Source organism: Enterobacter cloacae complex sp. IR5458 (genome assembly GCF_049238025.1).
GTDB classification, from domain to species: Bacteria; Pseudomonadota; Gammaproteobacteria; order Enterobacterales; family Enterobacteriaceae; genus Enterobacter; species Enterobacter kobei.
On the sequence record NZ_JBMKIF010000029.1, the window covers coordinates 33,958 to 46,429 of the forward strand.

At 54.6% G+C, this 12,472-nt stretch carries 11 protein-coding genes and 1 pseudogene; 9 read left to right on the plus strand and 3 right to left on the minus strand.

The features are described from left to right. Positions 1 to 100: 100 nt before the first annotated feature. Together ACOTYN_RS20215 and betT are read right to left on the minus strand one after the other, a co-directional pair. Positions 101 to 676, minus strand: a complete 576-nt coding sequence (locus ACOTYN_RS20215) for a hypothetical protein (protein ID WP_230278590.1) — start codon at positions 674 to 676, stop codon at positions 101 to 103. Positions 677 to 1,744: 1,068 nt separating this feature from the next. Beyond that, on the minus strand, positions 1,745 to 3,778 hold the full coding sequence (gene betT, locus ACOTYN_RS20220; RefSeq protein ID WP_023332337.1) for a choline BCCT transporter BetT: 2,034 nt from the start codon (positions 3,776 to 3,778) through the stop codon (positions 1,745 to 1,747). Between the two features lie 128 nt (positions 3,779 to 3,906). On the opposite strand from betT, the gene betI reads away from it, so the two are divergent. The 8 genes from betI (at position 3,907) to ACOTYN_RS20260 (ending at position 10,923) form a co-directional block, all read left to right on the plus strand. After that, the gene (betI, locus tag ACOTYN_RS20225) at positions 3,907 to 4,494 is read left to right on the plus strand and encodes a transcriptional regulator BetI (RefSeq protein WP_014882933.1); all 588 of its coding nucleotides are present in this window, start codon (positions 3,907 to 3,909) and stop codon (positions 4,492 to 4,494) included. Between the two features lie 13 nt (positions 4,495 to 4,507). Continuing rightward, a complete protein-coding gene (gene betB, locus ACOTYN_RS20230; RefSeq protein WP_047626532.1) occupies positions 4,508 to 5,980 on the plus strand; it encodes a betaine-aldehyde dehydrogenase in 1,473 nt (490 codons plus the stop codon). A gap of 13 nt (positions 5,981 to 5,993) precedes the next feature. Beyond that, on the plus strand, positions 5,994 to 7,658 hold the full coding sequence (gene betA / locus ACOTYN_RS20235) for a choline dehydrogenase (protein ID WP_332958755.1): 1,665 nt from the start codon (positions 5,994 to 5,996) through the stop codon (positions 7,656 to 7,658). A gap of 150 nt (positions 7,659 to 7,808) precedes the next feature. Then, complete coding sequence (locus tag ACOTYN_RS20240; RefSeq protein WP_014882930.1) at positions 7,809 to 8,372, plus strand: fasciclin domain-containing protein; 564 nt, start codon at positions 7,809 to 7,811, stop codon at positions 8,370 to 8,372. Between the two features lie 43 nt (positions 8,373 to 8,415). After that, positions 8,416 to 8,970: an RNA polymerase sigma factor gene (locus ACOTYN_RS20245; protein ID WP_023332333.1), complete on the plus strand. Its 555-nt coding sequence runs from the start codon at positions 8,416 to 8,418 to the stop codon at positions 8,968 to 8,970. After that, the gene (locus ACOTYN_RS20250) at positions 8,967 to 9,614 is read left to right on the plus strand and encodes an anti-sigma factor (protein ID WP_047027606.1); all 648 of its coding nucleotides are present in this window, start codon (positions 8,967 to 8,969) and stop codon (positions 9,612 to 9,614) included. The genes ACOTYN_RS20245 and ACOTYN_RS20250 overlap by 4 nt, the downstream gene beginning before the upstream one ends. A 274-nt stretch (positions 9,615 to 9,888) precedes the next feature. Continuing rightward, positions 9,889 to 10,629: an SDR family oxidoreductase gene (locus tag ACOTYN_RS20255; RefSeq protein ID WP_047626533.1), complete on the plus strand. Its 741-nt coding sequence runs from the start codon at positions 9,889 to 9,891 to the stop codon at positions 10,627 to 10,629. A 69-nt stretch (positions 10,630 to 10,698) separates the two neighbouring features. After that, positions 10,699 to 10,923, plus strand: a complete 225-nt coding sequence (locus ACOTYN_RS20260; RefSeq protein WP_240498846.1) for a hypothetical protein — start codon at positions 10,699 to 10,701, stop codon at positions 10,921 to 10,923. A gap of 33 nt (positions 10,924 to 10,956) precedes the next feature. Here ACOTYN_RS20260 and ACOTYN_RS20265 read toward each other — a convergent pair whose 3' ends face one another. Then, the gene (locus tag ACOTYN_RS20265) at positions 10,957 to 11,655 is read right to left on the minus strand and encodes a GNAT family N-acetyltransferase (RefSeq protein ID WP_071922507.1); all 699 of its coding nucleotides are present in this window, start codon (positions 11,653 to 11,655) and stop codon (positions 10,957 to 10,959) included. 201 nt (positions 11,656 to 11,856) lie between these two features. Between ACOTYN_RS20265 and ACOTYN_RS20270 the strand changes: the two are divergent. Further along, positions 11,857 to 12,414, plus strand: a pseudogene (locus tag ACOTYN_RS20270) (ABC transporter substrate-binding protein); the annotation flags it as partial. Positions 12,415 to 12,472 lie beyond the last annotated feature (58 nt).

Below are 12,472 nucleotides of genomic sequence, written 5' to 3' on the forward strand. Positions count from 1 at the left end.
GGATTGAAGGTATCTGCGCAACGTTCACTGTTGCGCAGGAAGAGCGGAACTGGACCGCTAAATTTATGTTCGTTTAAGCCAATAAATAGACGTTATATCGTTATGAGCATCTCAGGCTTTGCGATGATAAAAGTAAAATAAGTTGTTTCATCTCCAGACCATTGCCTAACGCCAGTCGACTTCTAACATAGTAATTTTTGTTAATTTCGTATTTATTTTTAATTCGGCACTGGCTCGTCGATTTATCATAAATTTTCAGGAGAAAGTTCAAATGGTCGTCCGACAGTCGCGTCGACAGCCTCTGATACAGCACGTCTTTTAATACGCAGGGGTTTTCATTCGCCCGATGTTTAGAGGCGCGCTCGCACAGCTGCTTGAGATCCTTAAGCGTAGTAACAAGGCGGAAGAATTTTAAAAAGCCGTTCTCCGCATTGTTCTCTGGCGCAATAAAATAGGTAAGGCGCATTAATCCCCTCGCCGCAAGGCGATAATAGAGCCATCGGATATTCTCGCTACTTTCTCCTATTGTATCGATGAGAATGTAAGATTTATCCAGAATGGTCGCGCTTACTAAGAACTCCAGCCGATTGTCAAAATAAAATATTTCTCTATTGGCTGAGTTCAATGTTTTAATTGCCTGCCTCATGGCAAAGTTTCTTGAAAAAACTAATAGCACCGTCAAAACTCATTCCTTATGAAATTTATCATCGTCAATGTGAAGGAGGTTTTACAACCTATATATCCGTTCTAACGAACCGCAGTCGATTTTGTACGCTTTCCCATAGATTCTGGTAAAAGGATATCGTTCAAAGCCCACGGTATTAAATGCGTTCTGGATTTTCTTCATCATGGACAACAAATAGGATTTCGAGCACCGTAGTCCATAATCATCAAACACGTGTATGATGATGTCATTATCGTAGACAATTTCGTTATCCATCCCCGCCAGGAGATACTCGAACAGTCTTGCTTTCGTCATGCCGAATCTTTTAATACGTCCATTCTTGATATTGATAAGCGTTCTGGTTGAAAGCCGGTACTCAAGATGATGAAAAATCGTGTATCCATACAGAAGCTCGTCAGAGACAAAAGGCACAAAGACTCCTTAGAAGTTTATCATTCTCATTTCCATGTCGGCGTCTTCTCCATTCGAAAGGGTTTCGGTGTTCATCTGATGCACTGAAATGTTATTAAAATGAAGAAAATGTGACAATGAGACTAATTTATCAAAGCAAAACACTGTAAAAAATATTAAATGCGATATAAAAAACCACTTAATTTGATTTTTTAAGTTTAAAAACACAAATGTTTCATTTATGTTTTTCATTGCCGCACAAAGAAACAAAAATTTCACATCAATATATTTATCTAAAATTAACGAACAATTAGCAATAAAACCCACAAAAAATAAACATTTATTTATAATCAATAAGTTACAAGGATATCCCACCCCTGTTAAACCTAGTCTTAATAGGGTTAAATTAGGATTTTTCGTGACATCTTTTGCGATTTTCCCAAGTGAAAGCTGACAAATACTGAACATTCTTTACATTCAAAACAGTCCAAGCAATTCCAAAAATCACATTTAAATAAATAAAATCAAAAACTTGAGTTATTAACCGTTCCCAGATCAATTTTCTCGTCGCAAATTAACAATAATGGTCACGGCTTCATGCAGGCAAAAAAAAGGGCAAGGTTTGCTAACAACCTTGCCCGTAGATCATCGGAAGACGTTTGAAGGAAATCAGGTATCCGGGAACATCACGCTATTCCCCGGCGCTTCCCTGTGCAGATGGATAAAGTTCAGGTGGCGCTCGTACTGGTCCAGAATGTCCGTAATCACCTGCTCCTTGCTGTAGTCCATCAGGTCGTTCCCCTGGCTACCTTCCAGCAGGAAGGTTTCCAGCCGATAGTAGGTCGATTTCCCGCTGCGCGCCCGGTAGGTAAACCCGGGCACGGAATACTGCTGCGGCCAGATCTGGTAGACGAAGTTTTGCTCGTCGCCCATGTGCACCAGCAGATCCAGGTGCCCCAGGTTTTCGCCTTCATCCGGCGGCAGATTTTTCAGCTCCACGTAGGCACCCCGCAGGCGCAACTCCTGTGCGACTTCCTCCATCGCCGGGAAGCAGACCGTCTCCATCATCTGTTTGGTGTAGCGCGTGCCCGGGTAGTTCATCAGGCGCGACAAGCGCTTTTTCCAGCTCAGCCTGTCCTGCGCGCCCATCGGACGCGGCGCGGTATCACGGCTGGCGCTGACGCGGCGGTAGTCTTCCACTTTGAGCGATTTATACAGCCCGGCCATCACGAAGAAGATGACGAAGCTAAACGGCAGGCCCATGATCACCGTCGTGTTCTGCAGCGCCGAAATACCGTTGGTCATCAGCATGCCGAGCGTCAGAAGACCGATGGCGACCGACCAGAAGATGCGCAGCCAGTTCGGCGCGTCGCTGTTGATGTCCTTCAGCTTCGAGGTGAAGTTGCCCAGCACCAGCGCGCCGGAGTCCGCTGAGGTGACGTAGAACAGCAGCCCGGTGATGGTCGCCACGGAGGCGCTAAAGGTAAATGCCGGGTACTGCGCCAGCAGGCTGTAGAAGCCGCGCTCCGGGTGCGCCATCGCTTCCTGAGCAAAACCGGCATTGCCGTGGATGATCTCGTGCAGCGCGCTGTTGCCGAAAATCGACAGCCACAGCAGGGTAAAGGTGAACGGGATAATCAGCGTGCCCATCACGAACTGGCGAATGGTGCGCCCGCGCGAAATTCGCGCCAGGAACAGGCCGACAAACGGAGACCACGCTACCCACCACGCCCAGAAGAACAGCGTCCAGTTATTCATCCACTCCACCGGACGGTCGAAGGCGAAGCTATTGAGCGTCATCCCCATAAAGCGGTTCACGTAGTCGCCCACGTTCAGCACTAAGGCATTGAGCAGGAACGAGGTGTCCCCCATAAACAGCACGAACAGGATCAGGCCCAGCGCCAGCGCGACGTTCAGCTCGGAGAGCACGCGGATGCCCTTGTCCACGCCGGAGGTCACCGAGATGGTGGCGATAATCACGGAGAGCGCAATCAGCGCCGCTTTCGCCGCCATTGAATCCGGAATATCAAACAGCACGCTTAGCCCGTAGTTGAGCTGCACCACGCCGATACCGAGCGTGGTCGCGATGCCGAAGATGGTGCCAATCACCGCTGCGATATCAACGGTGTGACCAATCGGCCCGTTAATTTTTTTGCCAAAAATCGGGTACAGCGCAGAGCGGATAGTGAGGGGCAAATTATAACGATAGCTAAAGTATCCGAGCGCCATCCCCATCAGGGCATACATCGACCAGCCTGTCAGGCCGTAGTGGAACAGCGTCCAGACCATCGCCTGGCGCGCGGCCTCCATCGTCTGCCCTGCCCCTTCCGGCGGCTGCATATACTGCGTGACCGGTTCAGCTACGGAGAAGAACATCAGGTCGATGCCGATACCCGCAGCAAACAGCATTGCGGCCCAGCTCAGCAGGCTGAACTCGGGCTTGGACTGCTCTGGCCCAAGCTTCACCGAACCGAAGCGCGAGCAGGCGATGCAAACCACGAAGACAATATAGAGCGTCGCCGCCAGAAGATAGTACCAGCCAAAGGTCTTCGACACCCAGTTCAGCGTGTGCCCAATCCACTCGGCGGAAAAATCACGAAAGAAGATCGTCGTCAGGGAAAACAACAAAATCAGCCCGGCGGAAGTATAAAAAACGACCGGGTTGATTTTGTCTTTTTCTCTGTCTTGTGAAAGGTCTGTCATCCAGTATCCCCACTGTTTTTGTAACTATTAAAATCCAAATCCGCAACAATTAAGACACATTTTATATTGAACGTCCAATCAAAAAACGCTTTAATGTATTACCAACGCTGATGAATGGAGTGGCAACAATGCCCAAAGTGGGGATGCAGCCGATCCGGCGCAGGCAGCTTATTAACGCCACGCTGGAAGCAATAAATGAAGTGGGAATGCACGACGCAACCATCGCACAGATCGCCCGTCGGGCGGGCGTTTCCACGGGGATAATCAGTCACTATTTCAAAGACAAAAACGGTCTGCTGGAAGCGACCATGCGCGACATCACCGGGCAGTTGCGCGATGCGGTATTAAGCCGCTTGCACGCCCTGCCGGACGGCAGCGCGGAGCAGCGATTACAGGCGATTGTCGGCGGCAATTTTGATGAAACCCAGATCAGCAGCGCGGCAATGAAAGCCTGGCTGGCCTTCTGGGCGAGCAGCATGCACCAGCCGATGCTCTACCGTCTGCAGCAGGTCAGCAGCCGCCGCCTGCTGTCGAACCTGGTGTACGAGTTCCGCCGCGAACTGCCGCGCGAGCAGGCGCAGGAAGCGGGCTACGGGCTGGCGGCACTGATCGACGGGCTTTGGCTGCGTGCCGCACTGAGCGGCAAACCGCTGGATAAAACGCTGGCCCAGTCGCTCACCAGCCACTTTATCAGCCAGCATTTACCGACCGAATAACCGAGGAGAGAGTATGTCCCGAATGGCAGAACAGCAGCTTTATATCAATGGTGGTTATACACCCGCCACCAGCGGTCGCACCTTCGAGACCATCAACCCGGCCAACGGTGAAGTCCTGGCGAGCGTTCAGGCCGCCGGGCGTGAAGACGTCGACCGCGCCGTGGAAAGCGCAACACGCGGGCAAAAAATCTGGGCGGCGATGACCGCCATGGAGCGCTCACGCATCCTGCGTCGCGCCGTGGATATCCTGCGCGAGCGTAACGACGCGCTGGCGAAGCTGGAAACCCTCGATACCGGTAAAGCGTATTCCGAAACCTCGACCGTAGACATCGTCACCGGCGCGGACGTGCTGGAGTATTACGCAGGGCTGATCCCGGCGCTGGAAGGCAGCCAGATCCCGCTGCGCGACACCTCATTCGTCTACACCCGCCGCGAGCCACTGGGCGTGGTGGCGGGCATCGGCGCGTGGAACTACCCGATCCAGATCGCCCTGTGGAAATCGGCCCCGGCGCTGGCGGCGGGCAACGCGATGATCTTCAAGCCGAGCGAAGTGACGCCGCTCACCGCCCTCAAGCTTGCCGAAATCTATACCGAAGCGGGTCTGCCGGACGGCGTGTTTAACGTCCTGCCAGGCGTAGGCGCGGAGACCGGCCAGTACCTGACCGAGCATCCGGGCATCGCGAAGGTCTCCTTTACCGGCGGCGTTGCCAGCGGCAAAAAGGTGATGGCCAACTCGGCGGCCTCGTCCCTAAAAGAGGTGACGATGGAGCTGGGCGGCAAATCGCCGCTGATTGTTTTCGACGATGCGGATCTGGATCTGGCGGCAGACATCGCCATGATGGCCAACTTCTTCAGCTCCGGTCAGGTCTGCACCAACGGCACCCGCGTGTTCGTGCCCGCGAAATTTAAGGCCGCGTTTGAGCAGAAAATCGTTGAGCGCGTGAGCCGCATCCGCGCGGGCGATCTGTTCGATGTGAAAACCAACTTTGGCCCAATGGTCAGCTTCCCGCACCGCAACAGCGTGCTGCGCTACATCGCCAAAGGTAAAGAAGAAGGCGCGCGCGTGCTGTGCGGCGGCGACGTGCTGAAGGGCGAAGGGTTTGATAACGGCGCGTGGGTGGCCCCGACCGTGTTCACCGACTGCACCGACGAGATGACCATCGTGCGCGAAGAGATCTTCGGCCCGGTGATGTCCATCCTCACCTATGAAACCGATGAAGAAGCGATTCGCCGCGCCAACGATACCGACTACGGACTGGCGGCGGGTATCGTCACTGCCGATCTGAACCGCGCCCACGGCGCGATTCATCAGCTCGAAGCGGGCATCTGCTGGATCAACACCTGGGGTGAATCCGCCGCAGAGATGCCGGTGGGCGGTTACAAACACTCCGGCATTGGCCGCGAGAACGGCGTTATGACGCTGCAGAGCTACACCCAGGTGAAGTCCATCCAGGTTGAGATGGGTAAATTCCAGTCCATATTTTAACCGGGAGGTTTATTTGCAATTTGACTACATCATTATCGGCGCCGGCTCTGCCGGCAACGTACTGGCAACACGACTGACTGAAGATCCGAATACCATCGTGCTGCTGCTTGAGGCGGGCGGACCGGATTACCGCTTTGACTTCCGCACTCAAATGCCTGCCGCGCTGGCGTTCCCGCTGCAGGGCAAGCGCTACAACTGGGCGTATGAAACCGAGCCAGAGCCGTTTATGAACAACCGCCGCATGGAGTGCGGGCGCGGTAAAGGGCTGGGCGGTTCGTCGCTGATCAACGGCATGTGCTACATCCGCGGTAACGCGATGGATCTGGACCACTGGGCGAAAGAGCCGGGTCTGGAGCACTGGAGCTATCTCAACTGCCTGCCGTACTACCGCAAGGCAGAGACGCGCGACGTAGGCCCGAACGACTACCACGGCGGCGACGGTCCGGTGAGCGTTACCACCTCCAAACCGGGCGTGAACCCGCTGTTTGAGGCGATGGTGGAAGCGGGCGTGCAGGCGGGCTACCCGCGCACGGACGATCTCAACGGCTACCAGCAGGAAGGCTTCGGCCCGATGGACCGCACGGTCACGCCGAAGGGCCGACGCGCCAGCACCGCGCGCGGCTATCTGGACCAGGCAAAGCAACGCCCGAACCTGACCATCCGTACCCACGCCATGACCGACCGCATCCTCTTTGAAGGCAAGCGCGCGGTGGGCGTCGAGTGGCTGGAAGGCGAAAGCACGATTCCGTCGAAAGCGACGGCGAACAAAGAGGTGCTGCTGAGCGCAGGCGCCATTGCCTCCCCGCAGATCCTCCAGCGTTCCGGCGTGGGCAGCGCGGAGCTGCTGAAGCAGTTCGATATCCCGCTGGTGCACGACCTGCCCGGCGTGGGCGAAAACCTGCAGGATCACCTGGAGATGTACCTCCAGTACGAATGCAAAGAGCCGGTCTCCCTCTACCCTGCCCTGCAGTGGTGGAACCAGCCGAAGATTGGCGCCGAGTGGCTGTTTGGCGGCACCGGCGTGGGGGCGAGCAACCACTTCGAAGCGGGCGGGTTTATCCGCAGCCGCGAGGAGTTCGCGTGGCCGAACATTCAGTACCACTTCCTGCCGGTGGCGATTAACTACAACGGTTCGAATGCGGTAAAAGAGCACGGCTTCCAGTGCCACGTCGGCTCCATGCGCTCGCCGAGCCGCGGCCACGTGCGCATCAAGTCGCGCGATCCGCATCAGCATCCGGCGATCCTGTTCAACTACATGTCCCACGAACAGGACTGGCAGGAGTTCCGCGACGCGATCCGTATCACCCGCGAGATCATGCATCAGCCTGCGCTGGACAAGTACCGCGGTCGCGAGATCAGCCCGGGCGTCGAGTGCCAGACCGACGAACAGCTGGACGAGTTCGTGCGCAACCACGCCGAAACCGCCTTCCACCCGTGCGGTACCTGTAAGATGGGCTATGACGAGATGGCGGTTGTCGACGGCGAAGGCCGCGTTCACGGGCTGGAAGGGCTGCGCGTGGTGGATGCGTCGATCATGCCGCAGATCATCACCGGTAACCTGAACGCCACCACCATCATGATTGGCGAGAAGATTGCAGACGCCATTCGCGGGCGCGAACCGCTGGCGAAGAGCACGGCCGCGTATTATGTCGCGAACGGGGCGCCGGTTCGCCGCTGAGGGTGCCCCCTCACCCTTACCCTCTCCCCACAGGGGAGAGGGAATAAACGTCTCCTAAATTTATTTTCATTTCCCTGCATCCACTTTCCACCCTGCCTTCGTATATGGGTATGTGAGCAACCCCTTTGCTCCCCAATCCGAGGAATGATGATGAAAAAGCTAACCCGTGTTGCATTCGTAACCAGCGCTTTACTCTTCTGTGCAGGCGCATCAGCAGCCATGACGTCTGACACCGTGATGGTGGGCGGAGCGGCAATGTTCCCGAGCAAAAATATTGTTGAAAACGCCGTGAACTCGAAAGATCACACGACTCTGGTGGCCGCTGTCAAAGCTGCCGGACTGGTGGATACGCTACAGAGCAAAGGACCGTTCACCGTGTTTGCGCCGACCAATGCGGCGTTTGCGAAATTACCCGCCGGTACGGTCGATAACCTGGTCAAACCCGAAAACAAAGCACTGCTAACCAGCATCCTGACCTATCACGTGGTTGCCGGTAATTACGATATGAAAGCGCTGGAGCAGAAAATTAAACAGGGTGGTGGTCGCGCGGAGCTGAAGACCGTTAACGGTCAGCCGCTGTGGATCATGAGCAACGGCCTGCACAATATTCAGCTTAAGGATGGTCAGGGCAATGTGGCAAACATCAGCACCTACGACGTTCATCAAAAAAATGGCGTAATCGATGTCATTGATACCGTTCTGATGCCTAAGTAGTTGTCTATACTTCGGAAGTGTGCCGTTGCCTTTCGGGAAAAACATGGATAACGCGCTGGCTGAACAGCAGCAGAAATTAATGCAGGCGGTCGCGAAAGGCGATCGCCGTGCATTTGAACAACTCTACCGACTCACCTCGCCGCATCTGTTTGCCGTCGCGCTGCGCATGTTGCGTGACCGGGCATGGGCAGAAGAGATCCTTCACGACTGTTTTCTCACGGTCTGGAGTAAAGCCGAAACCTATAACGCCGCCCTCAGTTCCCCGATGACCTGGCTTACGCATATTGTTCGCAACCGCTGTATTGACTGGCTGCGTTGCGGGCAAACCCGGGCAGCCGACCGCGAGACGCCGTATACCGACGCGCTTCTGCCGAGCGAGAATGACGAGCAGAACAACTGGCACGACGATGTGCAGGCAGAACGGCTCAGGCATTGTCTCGAACATTTGAGTAGCGAGCAGCGCCAGAGCATTACGCTCGCCTACTATCAGGGGATGTCTCACAGCGATATTGCCGACTGGCTCCAGCAGCCTGTGGGCTCAGTGAAAAGCTGGATACGTCGCGCAATGGATCATCTCCGGGAGTGTGTGGGGCTATGAATAACGCAGAAAAACGCGACGACATGCTGGCAGCAGAATATGCCCTCGGCACCCTGCGGGGAGGCGCGCGGCTTCAGTTCCAGAAAAGGCTTGCCAATGAGCCCGCTCTGGCCGCCCGCGTAGCGTACTGGCAGGAAATGCTCAGCACGCTCGATAGCCATCTTGTCCCCATTCCTCCCCCTGAGTCGGTGTGGAAAAAAATTGCCCTCGAACTGCCGTCTAAACAACCGTTGCGCAACCATCGACCTTACCTCGGCTGGATGGTGGCAGCCGGTCTTGCCGCCTTTAGCGTCGTGACGTGGTATTCCACCCGCGCGCCGACGCTCGCACCGCTGATGGTGCTCAACGATGCCCAACAGCACGGGCAGTGGGTCGTGAGTGCGGACAGCCGCCGTCAGCAGCTGAGTATTGCTCCTCTCGGACCTGCCGCCGTCCCGGCGCAGCACAGCCTGCAGCTTTGGCTGATTCCGACCGGACAGAACCCTGTCTCGCTGGGATTGCTGCATAGCAGCATACCGACGAAGGTGACCCTCAGGAACACAACGCTTCCTCCTGGCGCCACGATAGCGATAAGCCTTGAACCAGAGGGCGGATCACCCACAGGCTTGCCAACAGGCCCGGTGCTTTATAGTGGCAAAATCTAATCCTTAGGCCTTGTTCGCAGGGCCTCCAGCGTCACCCCATTTCTTTTTATATTATTCTCGCTTACATATAAGAAATAAACGTTAGGCATGCAATCCGTTTAAATATTAAAAATATGATATTGACAGACTCTTCCACACTCCATTAAGTTTTAAACAGCCATCATTTTATTTCCGATACACAATATATCAAAAATCCGCGTTAATGAATTTGTCATTATTCATTAACACCTCCCTGCCTTTTATTTTTTGCATTACTCAACAGCGAGATAAGATCATGAATAACAGTGCAAACAACGTTGTCGTTATCACCGGCGCCAGCAGCGGCATCGGTCAGGCCATTGCCCTGTATTTAGCGAATAAGGCCTTTTCGCTGGTGCTGGTGGCGCGCCGCCTCGACAGGATTAATGCCCTGGTGGATCAGATTATCCAGCAGGGCGGCAAGGCGATTGCCGTGAAGGCCGATGTCACCCGTCAGGAAGAGGTTCAGGCCGCCATCGATGCCGCTGTGACGGCCTACCAGCGCGTGGACGTATTGATCAATAACGCCGGTTACATGGCGATAGCCCCCCTCAGCGAGCGCAAAACCGACGAGTGGGACAAGATGATTGATACTAACCTGAAGGGCGTGCTGTACGGCATTGCCGCGGCGTTACCGGTGTTCCAGCGTCAGGGTAGCGGACACTTTATTAACGTGGCTTCCGTTGCGGGTATCAAAGTGCTTGCCCCCGGCGGCGTCGTTTACAGCGCCACTAAATTTGCCGTTCGCGCCCTGAGCGAAGGGTTACGTCAGGAGGTGGGGAAAACTATCCGCACGACGCTTATTTCCCCCGGCGCCGTCGAAAGCGAACTGCAGTTCGGCAGTTCTGATAAAGACAGCCTGGCGTTTTTGCACGAATTCTATAAGCAGGCTATTCCGGCTGACGCCATTGCCCGAGCCGTTTTATTTGCCATTGAACAGCCTGGCGACGTTGATATTAATGAAATTGTGGTTCGTCCGACGCAGGAAGAATTTTAGCATGCCTTAAATAACGCTAAATGAGGTGTCATCATGATTAAATCATTAACGTCTATATCAGATTGAAATATGCGGACGGGTGCCGATATTTTCCTTGAACTTCTGGAAAGAGAAGACATAGAAAATATATTTGGCACTCCAGAAGAGCAGCGTGGTTGCCATTGCCGACGGCTATGCCAAAGCCTCGGCAAAACGGGCTTTATCAATTTGCATACCGCCAGCGGTCCAGGCCACGCCATGGGTGTCCAGTCCGGAGAAACCAACCTGATTGAAATTGCCATTTCCGCAGACTAATTATCCGTTCCAGCTGTACCCTACATACAAGACTTATAACCGAAATGCCTCAAGCCGCTGAATCTGCCGCCCTTCTGCGTCAAAATTCTCCGCAGCCAGCCAGGCGCACAGCTCTGCGTTTCTTTGCGGCCATTCGCCATCAATAATGGAGAGCATATCGCTGTCGCGATTACGCCCTTTGCGCACAAGTTTCTGACGCAGGCGACCTTCCCAGACAAAACCCAGCCGCTCCGCCGCATTGCGCGAGGCAATGTTCATTGAATCGCATTTCCATTCCAGTCGACGGTACTTATGCTCAAAGGCATTTTTCAGCAGCAGCCACACCGCCTCGGTACCCAAACGCGTGCCCTTCATTTTGCGCGACCAGGTGACATGCCCGATTTCCACCGAGCCGAGAAACCGCTCAATCGCCATGTAACTCACCAGCCCTACCGCCTGTTCAGTGCGTAAATCGATTACGGCAAAGGGCACCAGATCGTCATCCATCACCTTTCCCAGCACCCAGTGCGCAGTGGCCTCAACGCTTTCCGGCTGAGTGCTGGCAAGCCACGTCCAGTCACTGTCATCACCCAGCGCGTAGGCTTCGTATAAATCAGCCGAATGGCGATCGGTATCCAGCAGCTCCAGTCGGCAATACTGACCGGTAAGTGGGGTGCGGGTTAAGATCTGGGCGCATTTCCAGTCTGGAACAATATCGTTAACGGTTTGACCATGTTGATTGATTTCGGGCACGGCGGTGACTCCCTGAAAGGTAAGGAGTTTGTTATAGCAGGTTAAAAAGCGGACGAAAAGCAGCGCATTCTAATAGCCTTAGCGTATGCGTTATTCCCGGAAGGCATAAGCAAAGCTGAATTTCGACTTTGCGGAATGTCTTAGTCGACCTAACGTAGCGGAGCATAAAACAATCACAATAGAGTTATTTCAGGGATCGCTATGACAAAAAAACTGTTGCCGTTACTGGTGCTGACCGCGCTCTCAAACGCAGTCCACGCCGCTACTCCGCCGAATACGCTGGTGGTTGCCCAGGGGCTTGATGACATCGTAAGCCTCGACCCGGCCGAAGCCAACGAGCTCTCTAGCATCCAGACCGTACCGAGCCTGTATCAGCGTCTGGTGCAACCGGACCGCGATAACCCGGAAAAAATCACCCCGATTCTGGCGGAAAGCTGGGAAGCCGACGCGGCAGCAAAAACCTTGACCATCAAGCTTAAGCCCGATGCGAAATTCGCTTCCGGAAACCCACTGCGCCCGGAAGACGTGATCTTCTCGTATACCCGCGCCGTGACGCTGAACAAATCCCCGGCGTTTATCCTCAACGTGCTGGGCTGGGACGCGAGCAACATCGCCAGCCAGCTGAAAAAAGTGGATGACCATACCCTCCAGCTTCACTGGACGGCGGACGTTAGCCCGTCGGTGGCGCTGAATATTCTCTCCACGCCGATTGCCTCCATCGTCGATGAAAAGCAGGTGGTGGCGAACGTGAAGGACAACTGATCCTACCCACGTAATATGGACACAGGCCTAAGCGAGGTTCTGGTTTTCAAATTGT